The sequence below is a fragment of the Pseudomonas sp. EA_65y_Pfl2_P74 genome, assembly GCF_963970575.1.
Taxonomy (GTDB): domain Bacteria; phylum Pseudomonadota; class Gammaproteobacteria; order Pseudomonadales; family Pseudomonadaceae; genus Aquipseudomonas; species Aquipseudomonas baetica_A.
Window position 1 is genome coordinate 23,627 of the sequence record NZ_CAXAOQ010000031.1, and the last position, 25,013, is coordinate 48,639.

Here is a 25,013-nt window from a genome sequence, read left to right on the forward strand (position 1 = left end):
AGCCAGCAGGCTGGCTCCCACATTTGATTGAAGGTATCTGGGCTAGAGCGGGGCTGGCTCTTGAGTCGGTTTGGACTTGTCGATCCCCGGCACATGAAGGTTGCCTTCAGCCACCTGATCACCTTCAAGCTGCGGCTGGGTCACCCAAGTGAGAATGTCGTAGTAGCGACGAATGTTCGCGACAAAATGCACCGGTTCGCCGCCCCGGGCGTAGCCATAGCGGGTCTTGCTGTACCACTGCTTCTGCGCGAGGCGCGGCAGCATTTTCTTCACATCCAGCCACTTGTTCGGGTTCAGGCCTTCTTTGGAGGCCAGTTTGCGGGCGTCGTCCAGGTGGCCGCTGCCGACGTTGTACGCCGCCAGGGCAAACCAGGTGCGATCCGGCTCCTGAATCGAATCGTCGAGCTGATCCTTCATGTTAGCCAGGTACTTCGCGCCGCCCATGATGCTCTGCTTCGGATCGAGTCGGTTGGACACACCCATGGCCTGAGCGGTGTTCTGGGTCAGCATCATCAGCCCGCGCACGCCGGTTTTGGAGGTGACCGTCGGTTGCCACAGTGATTCCTGATAACCGATGGCCGCGAGCAGGCGCCAGTCGACTTTCTCTTTTTTGGCGTAGGTCTTGAAGTGCTGTTCGTATTTGGGCAAGCGTTGCTGCAAGTGCTGGGCGAACGTGGTGGCACCCATGTAACCGAGGACGTCGACATGCCCGTAGTAGCGGTCTTTGAGGCGTTGCAGGGTGCCGTTCTTCTGCACCTTGTCCAGATAGCTGTTGATCTCGTTGAGCAGGCTGTTGTCTTCGCCCGGTGCGACGGCCCAACTCTGGCTGCGCGCATCGCCGAGGTCGAAGGCCACGCGGATGTTGGTGAAGTACACCTGGTTCATTGCCACTTCGTTGGAGTCGACCAGTGTCAGGTCGATCTGGCCTTCATCAACCATGCGCAGCAGGTCGACCACTTCAACCGCGTCGGACTCTTCGTATTCGATGGCGGGGTATTTCTGTTTCAGTTCGGCCAGTTGTTCGGCGTGGGTGCTGCCCTTGAGCACCATGATCTTCTTGCCCACCAGGTCACCGGCGTCGGTGGGCCGTGACTGGCCGTTGCGATAGATGATCTGCGGGGTGACTTCGAGGTAGGGGTGGGAAAACCTCACCTGTTTCTTGCGCTGTTCACTGCTGACCAGCCCGGCGGCAGCCAGGACCGGGCCGTTCGGTTTGCCGATCTGGTCGAAGAGGTCGTCGAGGTTGTCGGCGGTCTCGATTTTAAGCTCGACACCCAAATCTTCGGCAAAGCGCTTCACCAGCTCGTATTCGAAGCCGGTTTCACCGCTGCGATCCTGAAAGTAGGTGGCGGGGCTGTTCCGGGTAATCACCCGCAGCACACCATCCTCCTTTACGCGCTCGAGTGTGTTGGGTTTATCAACACAGCCACCGAGCAACAGGAAGAGTCCGGTTGCGATCAGCCATTTGGCGTACCGCGGACGCAAAGCCTTTGGGAAAAACATTTGCGCAGTATACGCAAAGGACCGCGGACGCCATATCTCGACAGTGCAGGGCTTGTCTGCTAACGATCACAAAACCGAACGAAACCCCTCATAAACGGGCCTTCCGGGCATTTTGTTACAGCAAAAATAAGCCATTGTCGCAGGCTGGGTAAATTTGACTTGCGAATCAGAAACACAGATCGACGTCCGGGTGCAACCGTGCGTAGCGTTTCGGGTGATGTTGAGGGCGGTTTAGGCTAGAATGCACGGCCTCAAAGCACACCCCTTCCCGAGGCTGTCCCGAAGATGTTGATCCTGCGCGGCGCTCCTGCCCTTTCTGCCTTTCGCCACAGCAAACTCCTTGAGCAACTGAGCCAGAAGGTTCCGGCTGTCAGTGGCTTGTATGCTGAATTCGCTCACTTCGCCGAAGTCACCGGCGTCCTGACCGGCGACGAACAGCAGGTGCTTGCGCGCCTTCTGAAGTACGGTCCAAGCGTTCCGGTTCAAGAGCCGACCGGCCGTCTGTTCCTGGTGTTGCCGCGTTTTGGCACCATCTCGCCATGGTCGAGCAAGGCCAGCGACATCGCTCGCAACTGCGGTCTGAGCAAGATCCAGCGCCTGGAGCGCGGCATCGCGTTCTACGTGGCCGGTCAGTTCAGCGACGCCCAAGCCCAGCAGATTGCCGATGTCCTGCATGACCGCATGACCCAGATCGTTCTGGCCAATCTGGAGCAGGCCGCCGGCCTGTTCAGCCACGCCGAACCGAAACCGCTGACCGCCATCGACATTCTCGGTGGCGGTCGCGCCGCGCTGGAAAAAGCCAACACCGAGCTGGGCCTGGCCCTGGCCGAAGACGAGATCGACTATCTGGTCGACGCCTTCAACGGTTTGCAGCGCAACCCGCACGACATCGAACTGATGATGTTTGCCCAGGCCAACTCCGAGCACTGCCGCCACAAGATCTTCAACGCCAGTTGGGACATTGACGGCCAGAGCCAGGAAAAAAGCCTGTTCGGCATGATCAAGAACACCTATGTGATGCACAGCGAAGGCGTTCTGTCGGCTTATAAGGACAACGCCTCGGTGATCGTCGGCAACGTGGCCGGCCGCTTCTTCCCGAACCCTGAAACCCGTCAGTACGGCGCGGTTCAGGAGCCGGTGCACATCCTGATGAAGGTCGAGACCCACAACCACCCGACCGCGATTGCCCCGTTCCCGGGCGCGTCCACCGGTTCCGGTGGCGAGATTCGTGACGAAGGTGCAACCGGTCGTGGCGCCAAGCCTAAGGCTGGCCTGACCGGTTTCACCGTATCGAACCTGCAAATCCCGGGCTTCGAACAGCCGTGGGAAGTGCCGTACGGCAAGCCTGAGCGCATCGTCACCGCGCTGGACATCATGATCGAAGGCCCGCTCGGCGGCGCCGCGTTCAACAACGAATTCGGTCGTCCGGCCCTGACCGGTTATTTCCGTACCTTTGAACAATCGATCACCACCCCGCACGGTGACGAAGTTCGCGGTTACCACAAGCCGATCATGCTCGCTGGCGGCATGGGCAACATCCGCGAAGAACACGTCAAGAAAGGCGAGATCGTCGTCGGTTCCAAACTGATCGTACTCGGCGGCCCAGCGATGCTGATCGGTCTGGGTGGCGGTGCGGCTTCCTCTATGGCCACCGGCACCAGCTCGGCGGATCTGGACTTCGCTTCCGTTCAGCGTGAAAACCCTGAGATGGAGCGTCGCTGCCAGGAAGTCATCGACCGTTGCTGGCAACTGGGCGACAAGAACCCGATCAGCTTCATCCACGACGTGGGGGCGGGCGGTCTGTCCAACGCCTTCCCGGAGCTGGTCAACGACGGCGACCGCGGTGGCCGTTTCGAACTGCGCAACATTCCAAACGACGAGCCGGGCATGGCCCCGCACGAAATCTGGAGTAACGAATCCCAGGAACGCTACGTGCTGGCCGTCGGCCCGCAAGACTTCGAGCGCTTCCAGGCGATCTGCGAGCGTGAGCGCTGCCCGTTTGCCGTAGTCGGTGAAGCCACCGCCGAGCCGCAGCTTACTGTCACCGATAGCCACTTCGGCAACAACCCGGTGGACATGCCACTGGAAGTGTTGCTGGGCAAGGCGCCGCGCATGCACCGTTCGGTGGTTCGCGAGGCCGAACTGGGCGATGACTTCGATCCGTCGAACCTCGACATCACCGAGTCCATCGAACGCGTTCTGCATCACCCGGCCGTCGCGAGCAAGAGCTTCCTGATCACTATCGGTGACCGCACCATCACCGGCCTCGTGGCCCGTGACCAGATGGTTGGCCCGTGGCAGGTTCCGGTTGCCGACGTGGCCGTTACCGCCACCAGTTTCGACGTCTACACCGGTGAAGCCATGGCGATGGGCGAGCGGACTCCGCTGGCGCTGCTGGACGCTCCGGCGTCGGGCCGCATGGCCATCGGCGAAACCCTGACCAACATTGCCGCTTCGCGCATCAACAAGCTCTCCGACATCAAACTGTCGGCGAACTGGATGTCCGCTGCCGGTCACCCGGGTGAAGACGCACGTCTGTACGACACCGTGAAAGCGGTCGGTATGGAACTGTGCCCTGAGCTGGGCATTACCATTCCGGTGGGCAAGGACTCGATGTCCATGGCCACCCGTTGGAACGACAACGGCGAAGAAAAAACCGTGACCTCGCCGATGTCGCTGATCGTGACCGGTTTCGCGCCAGTGGCTGACATCCGTCAGACCCTGACCCCGGAACTGCGCATGGACAAGGGCACCACCGACCTGATCCTGATCGACCTCGGTCGCGGGCAGAATCGCATGGGTGCTTCGATCCTTGCGCAAGTACACGGCAAGCTCGGCAAGCACGCGCCGGACGTCGACGACGCCGAAGACCTGAAAGCCTTCTTCGCCGTGATCCAGGGCCTTAACGCTGACGGTCACCTGCTGGCTTACCACGACCGTTCCGACGGTGGTCTGCTGACTTGCGTGGTGGAAATGGCCTTCGCTGGCCACTGCGGTCTGAGTCTTAACCTGGACAGCGTTGCCGAAAGCGCCGCTGAAATCGCCGCCATCCTGTTCAACGAAGAACTGGGTGCCGTGATTCAGGTTCGTCAGGACGCCACGCCAGACATCCTCGCGCAGTTCAGCGCGGCCGGTCTGGGCGACTGTGTTTCGGTGATCGGTCAGCCGATCAACAATGGCCAGATCAACATCACCTTCAATGGTGACACCGTGTTCGAAGGCCAGCGTCGTCTGCTGCAACGTCAGTGGGCCGAGACCAGCTACCAGATCCAGCGTCTGCGTGACAACGCCGACTGCGCCGAACAAGAGTTCGACGTGCTGCTGGAAGAAGACAACCCGGGCCTGAGCGTCAAGCTGAGCTACGACGTCAACCAGGACATCGCCGCGCCCTACATCAAAAAAGGCATTCGCCCACAGGTTGCCGTACTGCGTGAGCAGGGCGTCAACGGTCAGGTGGAAATGGCGGCAGCGTTCGACCGCGCCGGTTTCAACGCGATTGACGTGCACATGAGCGACATTCTGGCCGGCCGTGTCGACCTGAACGAGTTCAAAGGTCTGGTGGCGTGCGGTGGTTTCTCCTACGGCGACGTGCTGGGTGCCGGTGAAGGCTGGGCCAAGTCGGCCCTGTTCAACAGCCGCGCTCGCGATGCGTTCCAGGGGTTCTTCGAGCGTAACGACAGTTTCACCCTCGGCGTGTGCAACGGTTGCCAGATGATGTCCAACCTGCACGAACTGATCCCGGGCAGCGAGTTCTGGCCGCACTTCGTGCGCAACCGCTCCGAGCAGTTCGAAGCGCGCGTGGCGATGGTTCAGGTTCAGGAGTCGAACTCGATCTTCCTGCAGGGCATGGCCGGTTCGCGTATGCCGATCGCCATTGCTCACGGTGAAGGTCATGCCGAGTTTTCCAGCGAAGAAGCTCTGCTGGAAGCGGATCTGTCGGGTTGCGTGGCGATGCGTTTTGTCGACAACCATGGCAAGGTCACCGAATCGTACCCGGCCAACCCGAACGGTTCGCCGCGCGGGATTACCGGTCTCACCAGCCGTGATGGCCGCGTGACTATCATGATGCCGCACCCGGAGCGTGTGTTCCGTGCTGTGCAGAACTCGTGGCGTTCGGAAGACTGGAACGAAGACGCGCCTTGGATGCGTATGTTCCGTAATGCTCGTGTGTGGGTTAACTAAGGTCCGTGTACAAGCTGGCGTTTTTTGTTCCTGACAGTCATGTCGAGGTGGTCAAGGAAGCCGTATTCGCTGCCGGTGGTGGGCGGATCGGGGGCTATGACCACTGTGCTTGGCAGGTGCTCGGTTTGGGCCAGTTTCGACCTTTGGACGGCAGTCAGCCGTTTATTGGGGAAGCGGGGCAGGTTGAGCGTGTTGAGGAATGGAAGGTTGAGCTTGTGGTGGCGGATGAGTTGATTCGCTCTGTAGTGGCGGCTTTGAAGTTGAGCCACCCGTACGAGACACCGGCTTATGAAGTGTGGCGGCTGGAAGATTTCTGATAGCCGCTTATTACAAGAAACCCGCAGATGAGTGATTGTTTGCGGGTTTTTTGTTGCCCCCGATTTTTTGCGCGATGGGGTTCCTATGTGGGAGCGGGCTTGCTCGCGAAGGCGTCGGCTCAGGCAATGATGTTCTGGCTGACCGAGTACATATCCATTGCTGTGGTCATGGCTGCTCAGAGTTCCGCCCTTACGGCGGGTCACTTTTTACAGACGCCTAAAAAGTAACCAAAAACGCTTGCCCCAACGTTCGGCTCGCTCGCTGGGGCTCGGGGTTCCTTCGCTCCGGGATCCATCCGGGGCATCGCCTCCGGTTTGCTTCGCTGCACCTCCTCTCGATGTTCTCCCCGGATGAATCCCTGCGCTCAGCCTGCCGACGGGGCCTGTGGATCAAGATCAAGAGCTGCAGCCGAGCTTGCGCTCATCCTGTTGAGTGGTGAGAAGCAGGAGCGAGTAGGTGGCGCTGCTTTGCTTTTCTGTGGGAGCTGGCTTGCCAGCGATGGCGGCCTGATAGCCGACCAGTCTCTATCTGGATGCACACACTCCAACTGTGGGAGCCCGATGAGGCCCGCCCGGCCACCCCATCACCCAAGGTTGTTTAAAAATGCATCAAATCACCAGAACCTTCCCACAAGGTTTTCAGGTTGTCCGTCGGACGTCGGGTCTCTAGTCTTTGGCTGTCACCGCAAATCGGTGATCGGGTGTGAGAACCCGGTAAGAGGTTTTAATCAAACGTCAGTAGCACCATAATCGCCGCCAGCTCATTTGCTGCCGGCAATGCTCTATGGCGGCTGTGTGCGGACGAACTTCGGTTCGGCCGGGTTGATCTCTTACCGGTTTCTCACTCCGCACATAGCTGCCACCTCCTCGTCGCGTGAGAAACGACCAGTGATGGCTTCAATCATTTGATTAGAGATCATTGCAATGACCAAGCCCGTACCCGACCCACCCGAAACCAAAACCCCACTCGAAGAAGCTCTCCGCGCCGAAGACCAGGCCCGAAACCGCGAAGCCATCAAGCGCGCCCTCGACTTCTACCTGTGCCCCGAACCCGCAAAGCCCCGCCGACCAAGCACCATGTTCATGGTCTGCCCAGAGGTCGACACCGAAAGCCTGCTCGCCCACGCTTGCGAGTCATTAGCCTCGGCAAGTACCGCCGCCAGCAACTTCGCCAATGAGCTAAATGGTTCTCAGCGCAGCACCGTATTAGGCATCCAGCAAATCGTCATGCTCGCCGAACTGGCAGTAAACCGGGCACTGGATCGGGTAGACCCGCAAACCTGATTGATCAGGTTTACCGTGTCATCGTTCTTCGCGAGCAAGCCCGCTCCCACAGTTTTGATTGAGTAGAGGCTCGACGGGCGTCATCGCTGGCAAGCCAGCTCCCCATCTGGAATGCAATCACCTTGTGGGAGCGGGCTTGCTCGCGAAGAGGCCCGCTCAGGCGCAGCAGATTTAAACCTTTGCACCGAGCTCACTGCGATTGACCAACGCCTCAAGCGCTCCACTCAAACTCGCTGCCTTATCCCCCACCAACAAATGCCAGACCCCGCCTTCCAACTGGCTGACACCCTGACAACCCAGCTCTTTCAACTGCGCCTCGGACAACGCTTTACCATCGGCCAGTTGCAGACGAATACGTGTCAGCGCGATGCAGTCCAGTTGCAGCACATTCTCGCTACCGCCCAGTGCCGTCAGCCATTGTTGAGCTTGCGGCGCAGCGACCAACGCAGCTTTCGATTCCTCGACCACCACCGCAGGCGCAGACACCAACGCACGCCCCAGCGCCGGCATGGCGAGGCGGATTTCGTCGGCGATGCTGTCGGCCAATGGCCCGACCACTACCTGCAAGCTGCCGCCCTTGCCCGGGCGTACCACGGCCATCGCACCCAGTGCCTTCAAGTCAGCGTCAGAAGCCTTGTTGCGATCAACCATTTCCAGACGCAAGCGGGTAGTGCACGCACCCACCGTCACCAGATTATCCGCACCACCGAGAGCCTTGATGTAAGCCGCAGCGCGCTCGTTCTCGGTGAGAACTGCCTTGTCAGCCGCCGCCACATCCTCACGCCCCGGCGTCTTCAAATTGAAACGACGAATGCAGAAATCAAACACCGCGTAATACACCACGGCATAGGCCAGCCCGACCGGAATCACCAACCAGCCATTGGTCGAACGGCCCCAGCCCAGCACCATGTCGATGAAGCCGCCGGAGAAGGTAAAGCCCAGATGAATATTCAGCGCGTTAGTGATCGCCATCGACAACCCGGTCAGCAGCGCATGTAGCAGATACAACAACGGCGCCAAAAACATGAAGGCAAATTCAATCGGCTCGGTTACCCCAGTCAAAAACGACGTCAAAGCCATCGACAGGAAAATCCCGCCCATGACCTTGCGCCGCTCTGGCAGAGCGTTGCGGTACATCGCCAGGCACGCGGCCGGCAGGCCGAAGATCATCATCGGGAACATGCCGGTCATGAACTGGCCGCCCTTCGGATCGCCGGCAAAGTAGCGCGACAGATCACCGGTCACCAACGCACCTGTGGTCGGGTCGGTGAAGTTGCCGAAGACGAACCACGCCATGTTGTTGAGGATGTGGTGCAGGCCGGTGACGATCAGCAGACGGTTGAACACGCCGAAGACGAAGGCACCGAAGCTGCCGCTTTCCATCATCAGGCTACCGAAGCTGTTGATGCCTTGCTGAATCGGCGGCCAGATGTAGCCGAACACCACGCCCAGCCCGACCGCCGCAAACCCTGTGACAATCGGCACGAAACGCCGGCCACCGAAGAACGCCAGGTACTCCGGCAGCTTGATGTCCTTGAAGCGGTTGTACAGCGCGCCGGCCATCAGGCCGCTGACGATCCCGGCGAGCATGCCCATGTTGATGCTCGCGTCGAGCACCTTGAGGGTGGAGATCATCACCAGATAACCGATCACTCCGGCAAGGCCTGCGGTGCCGTTGTTGTCCTTGGCGAAGCCGACGGCGATGCCGATGGCGAAGATCATCGCCAGGTTGGCGAAGATCACCTGACCGGCGTCGTGGATGATCGCGATGTTCAGCAGGTCGGTATCGCCCAGGCGCAGCAGCAGGCCGGCAATCGGCAGGATCGCAATCGGCAGCATCAGCGCGCGGCCGAGGCGTTGCAGGCCTTCGATGAAGAGTTGGTACATGGCGTTTGTCCTTTTTGTTTTTGTTAGCGCAGTGGCCAATGTTGATGACAGGCGTGGCGCACGGCGGCGGCGCTGCTCAGCTTGAGCAGATCGCGGCTGAGGCGCTGACATTGGGCTTCGTGCAACTGGCGCACGCGATCCTTGATTTCACCGATCTGCACCGGGCTCACCGAGAGTTCGGTAACGCCGAGGCCGATCAGCACTGGTGTCGCTAACGGGTCCGAGGCGAGGGCGCCGCAGACGCCAACCCAACGTTTGTGCACCGCTGCGCCTGCGCAGGTCATGGCGATCAGGCGCAGCAGCGCCGGGTGCAGGGCGTCGACGCGGGCGGCGAGTCCTGCGTGATCGCGATCCATGGCGAGGGTGTATTGCGACAAATCGTTGGTGCCGATCGAGAGGAAATCGGCATGTTCGGCGAGTTGTTCGGCCTGCAATGCGGCGGCGGGGACTTCGATCATCACGCCCATTTCCGGGCGTTGAGTGATACCGAGTTCATTGCACAACGCATCGACCCGCTCGCGGATGTGCAGCAGTTCGTCGACTTCGGTGACCATCGGCAACAGGATCCGGCAACGCTGCAACGGGCTGACTTGCAGCAGCGCGCGCAGTTGCTGATCGAGAATTTCCGGGCGGGCCTGGGCCAGACGAATGCCGCGCAAACCGAGCACCGGGTTGGCTTCGGCGGGCAGCGGCAGATAGTCGAGTTGCTTGTCGCCGCCGACGTCGATGGTGCGGATGATCACTGACTTATCGCCCATGGCATCAATGACGGCTTGATAGGCGGCGCGCTGTTCTTCGACGTCAGGCGCAGTCTGGCGGTCAACGAACAGAAACTCGGTGCGCAACAGACCGACACCGTCGGCGCCGTTGGCAAACGCGTCCGCCGCTTCATGGCTGGACGCAACATTGGCGACCACTTCGATGGTCACGCCATTGTGGGTTTCGGCGGGCAGATGAGCCTTGGCTTGTTGCGCATCGCGGCGTTGTTGGCGGTCGATTTGCGCTTGCCGGACGTCGGCCAGACGTTCAGTGCTGGGCGTCAGTTCGAGGCGCCCGCCGTCGGCGTCGAGGACCACTGCTTGGCCTTGCGGCTGATCGAGCAGCGCCGCGCCCAACGCCACCATGCACGGCAGACCTTTGCCCCGCGCCAGAATCGCGACGTGCGACGTCGCACCGCCCTCGGCCATGCACAATCCGGCGACACCTTGAGCGCTGAGTTGCAGCAAGTCCGATGGGGTCAGTTCATGGGCGGCGACGATAGCACCGGCCGGCACCTCGTAATGCCAGGCTTGGCCAAGCAGGGCGCGCAGCACGCGTTGCTTGAGGTCGCGCAGGTCGTTGGCGCGCTCGGCCAGCAGCGCGCTGCCGGTTTTCTGGAGCACGTCGCACTGAGCGTCGATCGACTGACTCCACGCATGGGTGGCGGCCGTGCCTTGCTCGATGGATTGTCGTGCGGCGTCGAGCAGGGCCGGGTCTTCGAGCAAGGCCAGATGCGCGGCGAAGATCGCTTCTTCGTCGGCGCTCCTGTGTTGTTTCGCTTGGGCGAGGGTGCTGCCGATGTCGCCGCGCACCTGATCCAGCGCAGCTTCAAGTGTTTGCTGTTGCGCCAGCGGATCATGATTGCCCGCGTCCGCCGGCAAACTGATCGCATTCAAATGAAACAACGGCCCGCCCACCAACCCCGGTGCGGCGCACACACCGTGCAACACATCCGCTTCGGCCGGGCGCTTGAGCGGTGCAACGCTGATCGGCGCGGCGACATGATGATCATTCGGTAGCGCGGTGGCCAATGCCGTAATCAACGCTTGCAGCGCCGCTTCAGCATCCGGCCCCTGACAACTGACTTGCACTTCATCCTGTTCGCCGACCGCCAGGCCCATCAACCCGATCAGGCTGTTGCACGGCGCCGATTTACCGGCGAAGTGCAGTTGCGACTGGCTCTTGAAGCCCTGCGCAGTCTGGCGAATCAGCGCTGCCGGCCGGGCGTGCAGGCCGCCGCGATGAGCGACGCGTACATGGCCCTGAACCTCTGGCCCGCCAACGTCTTCAGCATTCGCCGCCGAGTTGTTGCGCGAGATGATGTGCAGCAACGGCTCGCCGACTTTCACCGCTTTGAGGGTGATCGGGCGCACCTGGAAGTCTTGACTGTTGGTCAGAATCAACAGGCTCACCAGGCTTTTGCATTGCAGGCCGACTTTGTCGACGTCATAGCGCAACAGCGGCTGCCCCTTGCTGACTCGCGTGCCTTCCTTGACCAGCATCGAGAAGCCTTCGCCGTTCAGTTCAACGGTGTCGAGCCCAAGGTGCAGGAGGATTTGCGCGCCGTTGTCGGCACGCACGGTGAGGGCATGGCCGGTGCGCGCAACGTGGATGATCACCCCGGCGCATGGCGAATACAGGGTGTCGTTGATCGGGTCGATGGCAATACCATCGCCCATCGCGCCACTGGCGAACACCGCGTCCGGGACTTTGGCGAGCGTGAGCACCGGGCCGCTGAGCGGGGCGCTGAGGGTCAGCTCTTTATTGTTGTTGTGCATGGCTCGGTCTCATCAGGTGTGCAGTCAGTCGGACTTAGTGCGTACGGGTCACTTTGCTCAGGTGGCGCGGTTGATCCGGGTCCATGCCACGGGCCACGGCGAGTCCGGCAGCCATCACGTAGAAACTCTGGATCGCCAGGATCGGGTCGAGGGCCGGGTGTTCGGCGCGGGTCAGGGTCAGGTCACGTTCGGTGACGTCATCCGGCGCTGCCAGCAATACGCGAGCGCCGCGTTGACGCATCTCTGCCGCCAGGCTCAGCAGGCCGGCCTGCTCGGCACCGCGTGGGGCGAAGACCAGCAACGGATAGTGTTCGTCGATCAGCGCCATCGGGCCGTGACGCACTTCGGCGCTGCTGAACGCTTCGGCCTGGATCGCCGAGGTTTCCTTGAATTTCAGCGCGGCTTCCTGGGCGATGGCGAAACCGGCACCACGACCGATGACCATCAGACGTTCGCAGTCGCGCAGTACGTCGATGGCCGCGCTCCAGTCCTGTTGCGCCGCGTCGCGCAGGCCTTCAGGCAGGGCGTTATGCGCCTCGAGCAATTCGTTGTCCTCTTTCCAGTGCGCGATCAAACGGGCGCTGGCGCTGAGGGTGGCGATGAAACTCTTGGTCGCGGCGACGCTGCTTTCGGTGCCGGCGAGCAGCGGCACGCTGAATTCACACGCCGCTTCCAGTGGCGAATCGGCGGCGTTGACCATCGAAACGCTCAGCGCGCCACGCTTGCGCAACAAGCGCAGGCTGTTGACCAGATCCGGGCTCTGACCCGATTGGGAGAAGGCAAAGGCCACTTGACCGCTGACCTTCAACGGCGCCTGTTGCATGGTCACCACCGACATCGGCAACGATGCCACCGGCACGCCCAATTGCTGCATGGTCAGGTAGGCGAAGTAGCTCGCTGCGTGGTCGGAGCTGCCCCGGGCGACGGTCATCACCACTTGCGGCGGCTGACGGCGCAGGCGCCCGGCGATCTCGATCATGGGCGCGTCGAGCTGTTGCAGTTGGGCTTGCACGGCCTCAAACGAGGACAGCGCCTCTTCAAGCATTTTTGAAGTCAATGTCTTCTCCTTCGACCATGACGGCGGTCAGTGTGAGTGAGCGATCCAACCGCACGCAGTCGGCCCAGGCGCCGGGTTCAAGGCGCCCGCGTTCGTTGATGCCGAGGTAGTCGGCGGGAAATTGAGACAGACGCTGCGACGCTTCACTGATCGGCAAACCGATCTTCACCAGGTTGCGCAGGGCTTGGTCCATGGTCAGGGTGCTGCCGGCCAGGGTGCCGTCGGGCAGTCGCACGCCGCCCAGGCATTTGGTCACGGTGTGGCTGCCAAGTTTGTATTCACCGTCGGGCATGCCGGCCGCTGCGGTCGAATCGGTGACGCAATACAGGCACGGGATTGAGCGCAGGGCCACGCGGATGGCGCCGGGGTGTACGTGGAGCAAATCCGGAATCAGCTCGGCGTATTTGGCGTGGGCCAGCGCCGCGCCGACGATCCCCGGTTCGCGGTGATGCAGCGGGCTCATGGCGTTGTACAAATGGGTGAAGCTGGTCGCGCCGGCCTCCAGCGCGGCGACGCCTTCCTCGTAACTGCCCAGGGTATGGCCGATCTGCATGCGGATGCCACGGTTGCTGAGCTCACGGATCAAACCGTCGTGGCCGGCAATTTCCGGGGCAATGGTGATCACCCGGATCGGCGCCAGAGCCAGGTATTCCTCGACTTCGGCCATCAACGCGGTGTGGGCGAAGTTCGGTTGGGCGCCGAGTTTGCCGGGGTTGATGTACGGGCCTTCAAGGTGAACGCCGAGCACCCGGGCGCTGTTGGCCGGGCGCTGTTCGCAGAACTCGCCGACGGCTTTGAGCACGCTGGAAATCTCGGCGCTGGGTGCGGTCATGGTGGTGGCCAGCAGCGAAGTGGTACCGAAACGCACATGGGTCTTGGTGATCGTCTCGAAGGCGCTGGCACCTTCCATGATGTCTTTGCCGCCGCCGCCGTGAACGTGCAGGTCGATGAAGCCCGGGAGCAGATAAGGCAGGTCATTATCGGCCGGATCGCAGGGCACGCCTTCGATCGACACGATTTTGCCGTGTTCGTGGATCAGCCGGCCGCGAACCCAGCCGTGGGCGGTGAGGATGTTGTCTTCGGACATTTCGGTTCTCGCTGTTTGACGTCTGCGCCCGTTTAACGGCGCAGCTCTGCAACAAAGTCGTAGTAGTCGTTGCGGCAATAGGTGTCGGTGACTTCGATCGGCGTGTTGTCTTCCAGATAGCCGACCCGGGTCATCAGCAACATGGCGGTGCCGGGGGCGATGCCGACCAGTGCGGCGAACTCGTCCGAGGCGTTGATGGCCTGGATGTGTTGCAAGGCGCGCACGATCGGTTTGCCGATGCCGTCGAGGTATTCGTAGAGCGAATCACCGACCAATTGTGGCTTGGGCATGATCGCGGCGGGCAGGGTGCTCATTTCGATGGCCATCACGGTGTCGTCGGCTTTGCGCAGGCGTTTCATGCGCGCGACTTTGTCGTTCGGCGACAGGCTCAGGCGGATCAGTTCTTCGTGGGTCGGCAGGGTGATGTCCCGCTCCAGCCATTGCGAACTGGGCACGAAGCCCTTGAGGCGCAGCATCTCGCTGAAGCCCGACAGACGTGAGAGGGGTTGTTCCAGGCGCGGGGTGATGAAGGTGCCGGAGCCTTGCAAGCGACGGATCAGACCTTGATCGAGCAACACTTCCAGCGCCTTGCGTGCAGTCACGCGGGAGATGCCCAACTGTTCGCTGAGATTGCGCTCGGACGGCATCGCCTGTTCGGCTTTCCACTGCCCGGCATGAATCGCAGCTTCCAGATTGCGCGCCAGTTGCAGGTACAGCGGCGTCGGCTGAGAGTCATCGGGACGTAGGGCGTGGAGGTCGTTCATTGAGGTCATTTCCGGCGCGAGTATAGGATTGTTGTGGCTCGCTTGCTGGGCGCAAATTAATACCACTTGAATACCATGTCAACGCAGGAAAATGGCGGTTTGCCCAATGAAATGGCAGGTTGTGGAGAGGGGTGTCTTAAGTGGTATTAGAGGTGGGCTGTAAAAAGCAAAAGATCGCCGTCTGCGGCCGCTCCTGTCGTTGAAAGTGGTATCAACCCTGTAGGCGCTGTCGCAGGCGGCGATCCTCTGATTTATTTTTTTGCAGGTGGCCAGTGGTGGGTCGTTACGGGCGGATCTCGATCATCGTGCCGTCCGGCACCAGGCCCCAGACTTCGCGCATGTCCATGTTGCGCATGGCGATGCAGCCGTCGGTCCAGTCCAGCGTGTGGAACAGATCCTCGGGGGTGTCCTCGGTGTCGGGTGTGCCGTGGATCATGATCATGCCGCCGGGGGCGACGCCTTCCCGTCGGGCACGCGCCGAATCGCTGATGTTCGGGTAGGAAATGTGCATCGCCAGGTTGAATCGGTCGCTGACCTTTCGCCAATCGATCCAATAGAAACCTTCCGGTGTGCGTTTATCGCCTTCAAACAGTTTCGGACCTTTTTTCGCGCCCTTGCCCAGGGAAACCCGGTAGGTCTTGAGTGGCTTGCCGTCGGCGATCAACTGCAACTGATGAGCCGATTTGAGCACCAGCACTTTTTCGATCAGAGGGGTATTGGACGGCGATACGGTGGTCACGAATGACGCTTGCGAGACCGTGACGAACGACAGGCAGAACAGGGCAAGCAACCAGCGCATTGAAACGATTCCCCAGGGAGTGATGCAGATATTCATAGATGCTTTTATGTGATGACCGGCTGAGCGAGCGGCGGGATCGATTCCGAGCGAACCGGGTAGGTCTCGGCACGCCGATCAGCGAAGAAGCATTCTAAGGTACGGCCCACTGTGCGGAAAGCCAGCTCGTCCCATGGAATGTCGGCTTCGTCGAATAGTCGCACTTCAAGGCTCTCGGGACCGGCGGCAAAGTCCAGGTCGACCAGTTCTGCGCGAAAGAACACATGCACCTGGCTGATGTGCGGGACATCGATCAGCGTATAGATGCTCAGGTTACGCAGCCGGGCGCAGGCTTCCTCGGCGGTTTCGCGGGTCGCGGCCTGTTCGAGGGTTTCGCCGTTTTCCATGAAGCCGGCAGGCAATGTCCAGTAGCCGAGGCGCGGCTCGATGGCGCGGCGGCAGAGCAGCACTTGGGTGTCCCAGGTCGCGACGCATCCAGCGACGATATTGGGGTTCTGATAGTGAATGGTCTGACAGCTATCACAGACAAATCGCAGCCGCGAATCGCCTTCGGGAATGCGCTGGGTCACCGGGTTACCGCATTGGCTGCAAAATTTCATGCTGAGGTTCCTGAATGCTGCGCCTATCTTGGCGTGCAGCGGTGCCGGTCGGCAAGTTGTCGTTTCGCGACACAGCAAGAGTCGGGGGCTTGGGCGCTCGCATTGATTGGTGCATGATGCGGGGCAAGGCACAGATCGAGAACTCTTATGCTGGACGAGCTACTGCATCGGGTAAGCAACCACACACCGCGCACGCTGGAGACCGACTCGCGTTTTCCCGAGGCCGCCGTTCTGGTGCCGATCACCCGCAGTGACGAACCGGAACTGATCCTGACCCTGCGCGCCAGCGGCCTCTCGACCCACGGCGGCGAAGTCGCCTTTCCCGGCGGGCGCCGCGACCCCGAAGACCCTGATCTGATCTTCACCGCCCTGCGCGAAGCCGAAGAGGAGATCGGCCTGCCGCCGGGCCTGGTCGAAGTCATCGGCCCGCTCAGCCCGTTGATTTCTCTGCACGGCATCAAGGTCACGCCGTATGTCGGTGTGATTCCTGATTTTGTCGAGTATCTGGCCAACGACGCCGAGATCGCCGCCGTCTTCAGCGTGCCGCTGGAATTCTTCCGTAAAGACCCACGCGAACACACCCACCGCATCGACTACCAGGGCCGCAGTTGGTACGTGCCGAGTTATCGATTTGGTGAATACAAAATCTGGGGGCTGACGGCAATCATGATCGTCGAGTTGATCAATCTGCTCTATGACGCGAAGATCAGCCTGCATCAGCCGCCTAAAAGCTTCATCAACACCTGAAGCCATCGCAGCAATGGCCGCTCACCGTGAGCCCTGAGGACAACAAGATGAAATACCGCTTGGGCGACGCCCGTGTCCAAACCCATCCACAGAGCTGGGTCGCCCCCAATGCCGTGCTGGTGGGCAAGGTCAAACTCGAAGAGGGCGCCAACGTCTGGTTCAACGCTGTACTGCGCGGTGATAACGAACTGATCCTGATCGGCAAGAACAGCAACGTCCAGGACGGCACGGTGATGCACACCGACATGGGCTATCCGCTGACCATCGGCACCGGCGTGACCATCGGCCACAACGCCATGCTCCATGGCTGCACCGTCGGCGATTACAGCCTGATCGGTATCAATGCGGTGATTTTGAACGGCGCGAAGATCGGCAAGAACTGCATCATCGGCGCCAATTCGCTGATCGGCGAAGGCAAGGAAATCCCTGACGGTTCGCTGGTAATGGGCTCGCCGGGCAAGGTCGTGCGTGAGCTGACCGAGCCGCAGAAGAAAATGCTCGAAGCCAGCGCCGCGCACTATGTGCATAACGCGCAGCGCTATGCCCGTGATCTGGTTGAGCAGGAAGAATGAATACGCCTGAAAGACCCGTCGCCTCGCCCTGCGTGAGTATTTGTGCGCTGGATGAGGATGATGTTTGCACCGGGTGTCAGCGCACGGTCGAGGAGATTACGCGCTGGAGCCGGATGAGCAACGACGAGCGCCGTGTTGTGCTGGGGTTGTGTCATGAGCGGGCGAAGGCGAGTGGGCTGGTGTGGATGATCCCTGGGAAATCCGGCGTCTGACAGGGCGCCTTTGCGAGCAAGCCCGTTTGTATGGATCTATTGCATACACAAAATCTGTGTTCACTGTAGACCCAGTGTGGGAGCGGGCTTGCTCGCGAAGCGGCCGGCAACGCCACGACTTCTTATTGGCCCAAAACAATCCCTGAAGTAACCTGTGCGCCAATTTATCAGGTCGCCCCCATGATTTTCCTCATCGCCTACATCAGCAGCGTCGTGCTGATCAACTTCGCCTTCTCCACCGCGCCGCACCTGGACGTCATCTGGTCGGCTTGGGGTGGCTTGGTGTTCGTGTTGCGTGACATGGTGCAAACCCGCTTCGGCCATGGCGCGATCGTGGCGATGTTGGCGGCGCTGGTGTTGTCCTACGTGACGTCCGATCCGTCCATCGCATTGGCCAGCGCTGTCGCGTTCGGGGTCTCCGAGTGCATCGACTGGCTGGTGTTCAGCATCACCAAGCGGCCGTTGCGCGACCGTTTGTGGATCAGTTCGGCGCTGAGCATTCCCCTCGATACCTTCATTTTCTTCGGCATGATCGATGCCTTGACACCGCCCGTGATCATCACCGCTCTGGCTTCGAAGTTTGCTGGCGTGACGGCCGTCTGGCTGATCATGGCCTGGCGCGATCGCAAGCAGGCCGTCGCCAGCTAAAGCCAAACCCGCGGGTTCATGTAAAATGCCGCGCTTTCTCCCCATGGAAAGTGCGCCTGGCGTTGCTTTCCTCGATGATCCGCTTCTTTGAGGACCTGAGATGACCCGTATCGGAACTCCATTGTCGCCAACCGCGACCCGCGTATTGCTGTGTGGCTGTGGTGAGTTGGGCAAGGAAGTGGTGATCGAACTGCAACGCCTAGGCGTTGAAGTGATTGCCGTCGACCGCTACGCCAACGCGCCGGCCATGCAAGTCGCTCATCGCAGCCACGTGATCAACATGCTCGACGGCGCCGCTCTGCGTGCCGTGATCGAAGCCGAGAAGCCGCACTTCATCGTGCCGGAAATCGAAGCCATCGCCACCGCCACCCTGGTCGAACTGGAAGCCGAAGGCTTCACCGTGATCCCGACCGCGCGCGCTGCGCAACTGACCATGAACCGCGAGGGCATTCGTCGTCTGGCCGCTGAAGAGCTGGATCTGCCGACCTCGCCGTACCACTTCGCCGACACCTTCGAGGACTACAGCAAAGCCGTTGAGGATTTGGGTTTCCCATGCGTCGTCAAACCGGTGATGAGTTCGTCGGGCAAGGGCCAGAGCCTGCTGCGCAGCCACGATGACGTGCAGAAAGCCTGGGACTACGCGCAAGAGGGCGGTCGTGCCGGCAAAGGTCGGGTGATCATCGAAGGCTTCATCGATTTCGACTACGAAATCACCTTGTTGACCGTGCGCCACATCGGCGGCACCACGTTCTGTGCGCCGGTCGGTCACCGTCAGGAGAAGGGCGACTATCAGGAGTCGTGGCAGCCACAAGCCATGAGCCCGATTGCCCTGGCAGAATCCGAGCGTGTTGCCAAAGCGGTAACCGAGGCACTGGGTGGCCGTGGTCTGTTTGGCGTTGAGTTGTTCATCAAAGGTGATCAGGTGTGGTTCAGCGAAGTCTCGCCGCGTCCGCATGACACCGGTCTGGTGACCTTGATTTCTCAGGATCTCTCGCAATTCGCCCTGCACGCGCGGGCGATTTTGGGTCTGCCCGTACCGCTGATCCGTCAGTTCGGGCCATCGGCTTCGGCGGTGATTCTGGTGGAAGGTCAGTCGACTCAAACCGCGTTCGCCAACCTGGGCGCTGCGTTGAGCGAGCCGGACACAGCGCTGCGTCTGTTTGGCAAGCCCGAAGTCAATGGTCAGCGCCGCATGGGCGTGGCGCTGGCGCGGGATGAGTCGATTGAAGCGGCGCGTGCCAAAGCGACCCGTGCTGCTCAGGCGGTTGTCGTCGAGCTGTAAACCGAGGCGCGTTATTCGCGAGCAAGCCCGCTCCCACAGTCTTTTTGGTTGTACACAAAATGTGTGATCAACAGAGAACCCTGTGGGAGCGGGCTTGCTCGCGAAGCTTTTGATCTTCGGTCAGGCAACCTGATTCAGATCGTTATTCCTCGTTTCCTTCAGGCACAGCACCGCAATCAAACTCAGCACTGCCGCGCCCGACACATACCCGCCGACATAGCTCAAACCACCCATCGCCACCAGTTTCTGCGCAAAGAACGGCGCCGCCGAGGCCCCGACAATGCCGCCCAGGTTGTACGCTGCCGACGCGCCGGTATAGCGCACATGAGTCGGAAACAGCTCCGGCAACAACGCCCCCATCGGCGCGAACGTTACGCCCATCAAGAACAACTCGATGCACAGAAACAGCGCCACGCCCCAGGTCGACCCCTGAGTCAGCAACGGCTCCATCAGAAACCCGGACGCAATGGCCAGTACGCCGCCGATGATCAGCACCGGTTTGCGTCCGTAACGGTCACTGGCCCAGGCCGATAACGGTGTGGCGGCGGCCATGAACAGCACGGCAAAACACAGCAGTCCAAGGAACGTTTCGCGGCTGTAGCCCAGTGTGGATACGCCGTAGCTCAGGGAAAACACCGTCGAGATGTAGAACAGCGCATAGCAAACCACCATCGCCATCGCCCCCAGCAGCGTTGGCACCCAATACTGGCTGAACAGCTCGACCAGCGGCATTTTCACCCGTTCCTGGCGGGCGATGGCGTTGGCGAATACCGGGGTTTCATGGAGTTTCAGGCGCACATACAGGCCAACCATCACCAGCAGGGCGCTGAGCAGGAACGGAATGCGCCAGCCCCAACGGCTGAATTGCTCGTCGCTGAGGGCCATGGCCAGCGTGAGGAACAAGCCGTTGGCGGCGAGAAAACCAATGGAAGGGCCAAGTTGCGGGAACATGCCGAACCACGCGCGCTTGCCTTTCGGTGCGTTTTCCGTGGCCAGCAGGGCGGCACCACCCCACTCGCCGCCCAGTCCAAGACCCTGACCGAAACGCAGCACACACAGCAGAATGGGCGCCCAGGCCCCGATGCTGTCGTAACCCGGCAGCACGCCGATCAGCGTCGTACAAACACCCATCAGCAGCAGCGAAGCGACCAGTGTCGATTTACGCCCGATGCGGTCACCGAAGTGGCCAAACAACGCAGAACCCAGCGGTCGGGCGAGGAAAGCGATGCCGAAGGTGAGGAAGGCTGACAACATCTGTGCCGTGCCGGAGGTCTGCGGAAAGAACACCGGCCCGATCACCAGTGCGGCAGCCGTGGCGTAAACGTAGAAGTCGTAGAACTCGATGGCGGTGCCGATGAAACTCGCCGTCGCCACGCGGGTGGCGGAGTTGGTCGGTTGGGCAGGCGCGGTGTCGCTGTAAGCGGTACGGGTTGTCATGCGGTGATCCCTGACAGTCATGAGCTCCGGTGGAGCGAATTATTAGGGTCGAGCACCCAGGGATGTGGGATGAGGCGCGAGCGCTGTTTCAGGTAAGAACAGTCGCCGGGGTGATGCGCAAAAGGTCGAGACCTGAGCAGTGCCGGGTAAGCACTTGGATCGTCGGCGCTTGGGTAAGCGCCTCGATTATAGGAAGGGGGCTAACGATTGAACAAGCGTAAAAAACGCGTGAAAGGCACTCTCGCAGCGGTGATTTTTTGATCTGTTATCGGGGCAGCAAAAGCGCAGGGGTAGACGTGGTGTGCCAGATCAACACCTTGCTCACCCGGTTCTCTTCAGTCTCGAGAATTTCCAGTCGATAGCGCCCGATCTTCAGGCAAACCGCGCTCTCGGGAATGGTTTCCAGCGCCTCGGTCACCAGGCCGTTGAGGGTTTTCGGGCCATCGCTGGGCAAATGCCAGCCCAGGCATTTGTTGAGTTCCCGGATGGAGGCCGTGCCGTCGATCACCATGCGGCCATCGGCCTGCGGGTGAATATGCGGATTGTCGAGGCTGTGCTCGCTTTCGAATTCGCCGACGATCTCTTCAAGAATGTCTTCCAGGGTGACGATGCCGAGCACTTCGCCGTACTCGTCCACCACCATGCCGAGGCGACGTTGCTGCTTGTGGAAATTGAGCAATTGCAGTTGCAGAGGCGTGCTTTCCGGCACGAAGTACGGCTCGTAACTGGCCGCCAGCAGGGCTTCGCGGGTCAGACTGTGGTTATTCAGCAGGTGGCTGATCTGCCGCGTGTTGAGCACCGCTTCGACCTGATTGATGTCGCTGTGGAACACCGGCAGACGTGTGCGTTTGTTGTGGCGCAGTTGTTCGATGATCTGTTCGATCGGATCGTCGAGGTTGATACCGTCGACGTCACTGCGTGGCACCAGAATGTCATTGACCGTGATGTTGTCCAGCGCGTGGATACCCGACGTCGGGTGCGTGCGGGCCGGATGTTCGGGATCGTCATGACGATCAGCCTGCGCGTCGTCGTCACTCTGCTGAACCATTTGGGTTTTGCGCACGAACGGACTCAGGAGCAAATGGCTGATGCGACTGAAAAGCCAGGCAAACGGATAAACAATTTTCAGCGGCACGGCCAATAGCGTGTTGCCGAGGGTCAGCACGGCTTCCGGATAACGCCGGGCGAGGGTGCGTGGGAAGTAATCGGCGAAGACCAGCAAGATGGCGCCCGCACCGAGGCATGCCGCCCAAGGGCCGTTTTCTTCACAGAGGAAAATCGCCAGCAACGTCGCGATCACGACCGCGAGCGCACGGCAGAGGGTGTTGCACAGAATCAGGCTGTCGAGCGGGAAGCTCAGCTTCGCCAGCGGTTTATCACTGGCGCGTGAGGCGGTGCGTTGTGCGAGCAGGTGTTGCTGCGCGATTTCGACGGCGGTAAACAGCCCCGACCATAAAATCAGCAGGACAAATACCGCGAGCATCGGCCCTATGGGCAAACCGTCCATTTATGCCGCCCGTCAGATATGCAGGATGTATTCACGAACCAGTTTGCTGCCGAAATACGCCAACATCAGCAGACAGAAACCGGCGAGCGTCCAGCGAATCGCTTTGTGTCCGCGCCAGCCGAGACGGTTGCGGCCCCACAACAGCACGCTGAACACCACCCAGGCCAGACACGCCAGCAGCGTTTTGTGAACCAGATGCTGGGCGAACAGGTTCTCGACGAACAGCCAGCCGGAGATCAACGACAGCGAGAGCAACGTCCAGCCGGCCCAAAGGAAACCGAACAGCAGGCTTTCCATGGTTTGCAGTGGCGGGAAGTTCTTGATCAGGCCGGAGGGATGCTTGTGCTTGAGTTGGTGGTCTTGCACCAGCACCAGCAAGGACTGGAATACCGCGATGGTGAACATGCCGTAGGCGAGGATCGACAGCAGGATGTGGGCGAGAATGCCCGGCTCTTCATCAATGATCTGCACGGTGCCGGCCGGCGCGAACTGCGCCAGCAACACCGTGACCGCACCCAGCGGGAACAGCAGGACCAGCAGGTTCTCCACCGGGATTCGCGAACAGGCAATCAGGGTCAGGGCGATCACCGCCGCTGCGATCAGGCTGGAGGCGCTGAAAAAGTCCAGGCCCAGGCCGATCGGGGTCAGCAGGTGCGTGAGCAGGCTGGCGCTATGGGCCAGCACGGCGAAAACGCCGAGCGTAACCAGCAGGCGCTTGTTCGCCTTGGCGCCGGTGGCCAGACGGGTGCTCTGATAAAGGGTCGCAGCGGCATATATAAGGGCGGCGGCGAGGGTGGTCAGCAAACTGGGTGACAAGGGGAGCATAAATCCTGATCGGTAAGCCCGAAAGGGGCTGAGTTTGGCATAGAACCGCCATGGCACGAAAGACTCAGGAAGCTGACAGCGAGGTGTCCGCCAGACGCAGTCTTCGCTATAATCCGCGACCTGCCCACGCCGCAGGCTCGCCGAGCACATGTTGATTCCGGTCTGGGCCGCCATTATCCCGGTCTACACAGGGCCTGAAAGGATCGCGCAATGTTTGAAAACTTAACCGACCGTCTCTCGCAGACGCTGCGCCATGTCACCGGCAAGGCGAAGCTGACCGAAGACAATATCAAAGACACCCTGCGTGAAGTGCGCATGGCGTTGCTCGAAGCCGACGTCGCCCTGCCGGTGGTCAAGGACTTCGTCAATTCGGTCAAGGAGCGCGCTGTCGGCACCGAGGTGTCGCGCAGCCTGACGCCGGGCCAGGCATTCGTGAAGATCGTCCAGGCTGAACTCGAAAGCCTGATGGGCGCGGCGAACGAGGACTTGAACCTCAGCGCCGTACCGCCAGCCGTCGTGCTGATGGCCGGCCTGCAGGGTGCCGGTAAAACCACCACCGTCGGCAAACTGGCGCGCTTGCTCAAAGAGCGCAAAAAGAAGTCGGTCATGGTCGTGTCGGCGGACGTTTATCGCCCTGCGGCCATTAAACAGCTGGAAACCCTGGCCAACGACATCGGCGTGACGTTCTTCCCGTCCGACCTGAGCCAGAAGCCGGTCGACATCGCCAACGCGGCTATTAAAGAAGCAAAACTGAAATTCATCGACGTGGTCATCGTCGATACCGCCGGTCGTCTGCACATCGACGAAGAGATGATGGGCGAGATCAAGGCGCTGCACGCCGCGATCAACCCGGTCGAAACCCTGTTCGTGGTCGACGCCATGACCGGCCAGGACGCGGCCAACACGGCCAAGGCCTTCGGTGATGCGCTGCCGCTGACCGGTGTGATCCTGACCAAGGTCGACGGCGACGCGCGTGGCGGTGCCGCCCTGTCGGTGCGAGCGATCACCGGCAAACCGATCAAGTTCATCGGTATGGGCGAGAAGAGCGAAGCGCTCGAGCCGTTCCATCCCGAGCGTATTGCTTCGCGGATCCTCGGTATGGGTGATGTGCTCAGCCTGATCGAACAGGCCGAGCAGACCCTCGACAAGGAAAAGGCCGACAAACTGGCCAAGAAACTGAAGAAGGGCAAGGGCTTCGACCTCGAAGACTTCCGTGATCAGTTGCAACAGATGAAGAACATGGGCGGCCTGGGCGGCCTCATGGACAAACTGCCGAGCATCGGCGGCGTAAACCTGTCTCAGATGGGCAATGCCCAGAATGCCGCAGAGAAGCAATTCAAACAGATGGAAGCCATCATCAGCTCCATGACCCCGGCCGAGCGCCGTGACCCTGAGTTGATCAGCGGCTCGCGCAAGCGCCGGATCGCCATGGGGTCGGGCACTCAGGTGCAGGACATTGGTCGCTTGATCAAGCAGCACAAGCAGATGCAGAAGATGATGAAGAAATTCACCGCCAAAGGCGGAATGGCGAAAATGATGCGCGGCATGGGCGGTATGTTGCCCGGCGGCGGTATGCCGAAAATGTAAATAACTCGCCGGTCGTCGCACCGGCGCAGGCCCCGCAAGGATGCGGGATCAACAGCAAACCCGCACTCGGCGGGAGCTGACTGGCCGTTTTCATCGACGGCTCTATATGCAAATCTGCACGGCATGCCATAGGCGCCGGAAAAAGTCATTTGCAAAAGTCCGGATATTCCTTAGAATATGCGG

The 25,013-nt window shown here is 60.7% G+C and carries 20 protein-coding genes; 9 read left to right on the forward strand and 11 right to left on the reverse strand.

What is annotated here, in order from left to right; translation table 11 throughout:
- Positions 1 to 42 precede the first annotated feature (42 nt).
- Positions 43 to 1,503 carry a membrane-bound lytic murein transglycosylase MltF gene (gene mltF / locus AACY18_RS22385; RefSeq protein WP_339432104.1) on the reverse strand — a complete coding sequence of 487 codons (1,461 nt, stop codon included), beginning with the start codon at positions 1,501 to 1,503 and terminating at the stop codon, positions 43 to 45.
- Between the two features lie 285 nt (positions 1,504 to 1,788).
- Between mltF and purL the strand changes: the two genes are divergently transcribed.
- From purL to AACY18_RS22400, 3 genes are all read left to right on the forward strand, one after another.
- The gene (gene purL, locus AACY18_RS22390; protein ID WP_339466157.1) at positions 1,789 to 5,685 is read left to right on the forward strand and encodes a phosphoribosylformylglycinamidine synthase; all 3,897 of its coding nucleotides are present in this window, start codon (positions 1,789 to 1,791) and stop codon (positions 5,683 to 5,685) included.
- Between the two features lie 5 nt (positions 5,686 to 5,690).
- On the forward strand, positions 5,691 to 6,002 hold the full coding sequence (locus AACY18_RS22395; RefSeq protein WP_339466158.1) for a YqfO family protein: 312 nt from the start codon (positions 5,691 to 5,693) through the stop codon (positions 6,000 to 6,002).
- A 924-nt stretch (positions 6,003 to 6,926) separates the two neighbouring features.
- On the forward strand, positions 6,927 to 7,286 hold the full coding sequence (locus AACY18_RS22400) for a DUF6124 family protein (RefSeq protein WP_339466159.1): 360 nt from the start codon (positions 6,927 to 6,929) through the stop codon (positions 7,284 to 7,286).
- 171 nt (positions 7,287 to 7,457) lie between these two features.
- On the opposite strand, the gene nagE is transcribed toward AACY18_RS22400, so the two are convergent.
- The 7 genes from nagE to AACY18_RS22435 form a co-directional block, all read right to left on the reverse strand.
- Positions 7,458 to 9,173 carry an N-acetylglucosamine-specific PTS transporter subunit IIBC gene (gene nagE / locus AACY18_RS22405; RefSeq protein WP_339466161.1) on the reverse strand — a complete coding sequence of 572 codons (1,716 nt, stop codon included), beginning with the start codon at positions 9,171 to 9,173 and terminating at the stop codon, positions 7,458 to 7,460.
- Between the two features lie 23 nt (positions 9,174 to 9,196).
- A complete protein-coding gene (ptsP, locus tag AACY18_RS22410; RefSeq protein ID WP_339466163.1) occupies positions 9,197 to 11,710 on the reverse strand; it encodes a phosphoenolpyruvate--protein phosphotransferase in 2,514 nt (837 codons plus the stop codon).
- A 34-nt stretch (positions 11,711 to 11,744) separates the two neighbouring features.
- Entirely contained in the window at positions 11,745 to 12,767 is a 1,023-nt protein-coding gene (locus AACY18_RS22415; RefSeq protein ID WP_339466164.1) for an SIS domain-containing protein, read from the reverse strand.
- On the reverse strand, positions 12,748 to 13,854 hold the full coding sequence (gene nagA, locus AACY18_RS22420) for an N-acetylglucosamine-6-phosphate deacetylase (protein WP_221729901.1): 1,107 nt from the start codon (positions 13,852 to 13,854) through the stop codon (positions 12,748 to 12,750). Before nagA ends, AACY18_RS22415 begins: the two co-directional genes overlap by 20 nt.
- A 32-nt stretch (positions 13,855 to 13,886) precedes the next feature.
- On the reverse strand, positions 13,887 to 14,618 hold the full coding sequence (locus AACY18_RS22425) for a GntR family transcriptional regulator (RefSeq protein WP_221729900.1): 732 nt from the start codon (positions 14,616 to 14,618) through the stop codon (positions 13,887 to 13,889).
- A 283-nt stretch (positions 14,619 to 14,901) separates the two neighbouring features.
- Positions 14,902 to 15,417 carry a L,D-transpeptidase family protein gene (locus tag AACY18_RS22430; protein WP_339432112.1) on the reverse strand — a complete coding sequence of 172 codons (516 nt, stop codon included), beginning with the start codon at positions 15,415 to 15,417 and terminating at the stop codon, positions 14,902 to 14,904.
- A 44-nt stretch (positions 15,418 to 15,461) separates the two neighbouring features.
- Positions 15,462 to 16,013 (reverse strand): NUDIX hydrolase, encoded by a 552-nt coding sequence (locus AACY18_RS22435; RefSeq protein WP_339432113.1) that lies wholly within the window; start codon positions 16,011 to 16,013, stop codon positions 15,462 to 15,464.
- Between the two features lie 147 nt (positions 16,014 to 16,160).
- On the opposite strand from AACY18_RS22435, the gene AACY18_RS22440 reads away from it, so the two are divergent.
- From AACY18_RS22440 to purT, 5 genes are all read left to right on the forward strand, one after another.
- On the forward strand, positions 16,161 to 16,760 hold the full coding sequence (locus tag AACY18_RS22440; RefSeq protein ID WP_339432114.1) for a CoA pyrophosphatase: 600 nt from the start codon (positions 16,161 to 16,163) through the stop codon (positions 16,758 to 16,760).
- Between the two features lie 47 nt (positions 16,761 to 16,807).
- The gene (locus AACY18_RS22445; protein WP_339432115.1) at positions 16,808 to 17,332 is read left to right on the forward strand and encodes a gamma carbonic anhydrase family protein; all 525 of its coding nucleotides are present in this window, start codon (positions 16,808 to 16,810) and stop codon (positions 17,330 to 17,332) included.
- Positions 17,329 to 17,544, forward strand: coding sequence for a DUF1289 domain-containing protein (locus AACY18_RS22450; RefSeq protein WP_339432116.1), 216 nt, complete (start codon positions 17,329 to 17,331; stop codon positions 17,542 to 17,544). Before AACY18_RS22445 ends, AACY18_RS22450 begins: the two co-directional genes overlap by 4 nt.
- A gap of 180 nt (positions 17,545 to 17,724) precedes the next feature.
- The gene (locus tag AACY18_RS22455) at positions 17,725 to 18,192 is read left to right on the forward strand and encodes a VUT family protein (protein WP_221729895.1); all 468 of its coding nucleotides are present in this window, start codon (positions 17,725 to 17,727) and stop codon (positions 18,190 to 18,192) included.
- 100 nt (positions 18,193 to 18,292) lie between these two features.
- Positions 18,293 to 19,474 (forward strand): formate-dependent phosphoribosylglycinamide formyltransferase, encoded by a 1,182-nt coding sequence (gene purT / locus AACY18_RS22460; RefSeq protein ID WP_339432117.1) that lies wholly within the window; start codon positions 18,293 to 18,295, stop codon positions 19,472 to 19,474.
- 120 nt (positions 19,475 to 19,594) lie between these two features.
- Here purT and AACY18_RS22465 read toward each other — a convergent pair whose 3' ends face one another.
- The 3 genes from AACY18_RS22465 to AACY18_RS22475 all read right to left on the reverse strand — a co-directional run bounded on the left by AACY18_RS22465 (position 19,595) and on the right by AACY18_RS22475 (position 23,243).
- Complete coding sequence (locus AACY18_RS22465) at positions 19,595 to 20,911, reverse strand: MFS transporter (RefSeq protein WP_339466165.1); 1,317 nt, start codon at positions 20,909 to 20,911, stop codon at positions 19,595 to 19,597.
- Between the two features lie 265 nt (positions 20,912 to 21,176).
- The gene (locus AACY18_RS22470; protein ID WP_339466167.1) at positions 21,177 to 22,418 is read right to left on the reverse strand and encodes a transporter associated domain-containing protein; all 1,242 of its coding nucleotides are present in this window, start codon (positions 22,416 to 22,418) and stop codon (positions 21,177 to 21,179) included.
- A gap of 12 nt (positions 22,419 to 22,430) precedes the next feature.
- Complete coding sequence (locus tag AACY18_RS22475) at positions 22,431 to 23,243, reverse strand: cytochrome C assembly family protein (RefSeq protein WP_339432120.1); 813 nt, start codon at positions 23,241 to 23,243, stop codon at positions 22,431 to 22,433.
- 210 nt (positions 23,244 to 23,453) lie between these two features.
- Between AACY18_RS22475 and ffh the strand changes: the two genes are divergently transcribed.
- Entirely contained in the window at positions 23,454 to 24,830 is a 1,377-nt protein-coding gene (gene ffh, locus AACY18_RS22480; RefSeq protein ID WP_339432121.1) for a signal recognition particle protein, read from the forward strand.
- Positions 24,831 to 25,013 lie beyond the last annotated feature (183 nt).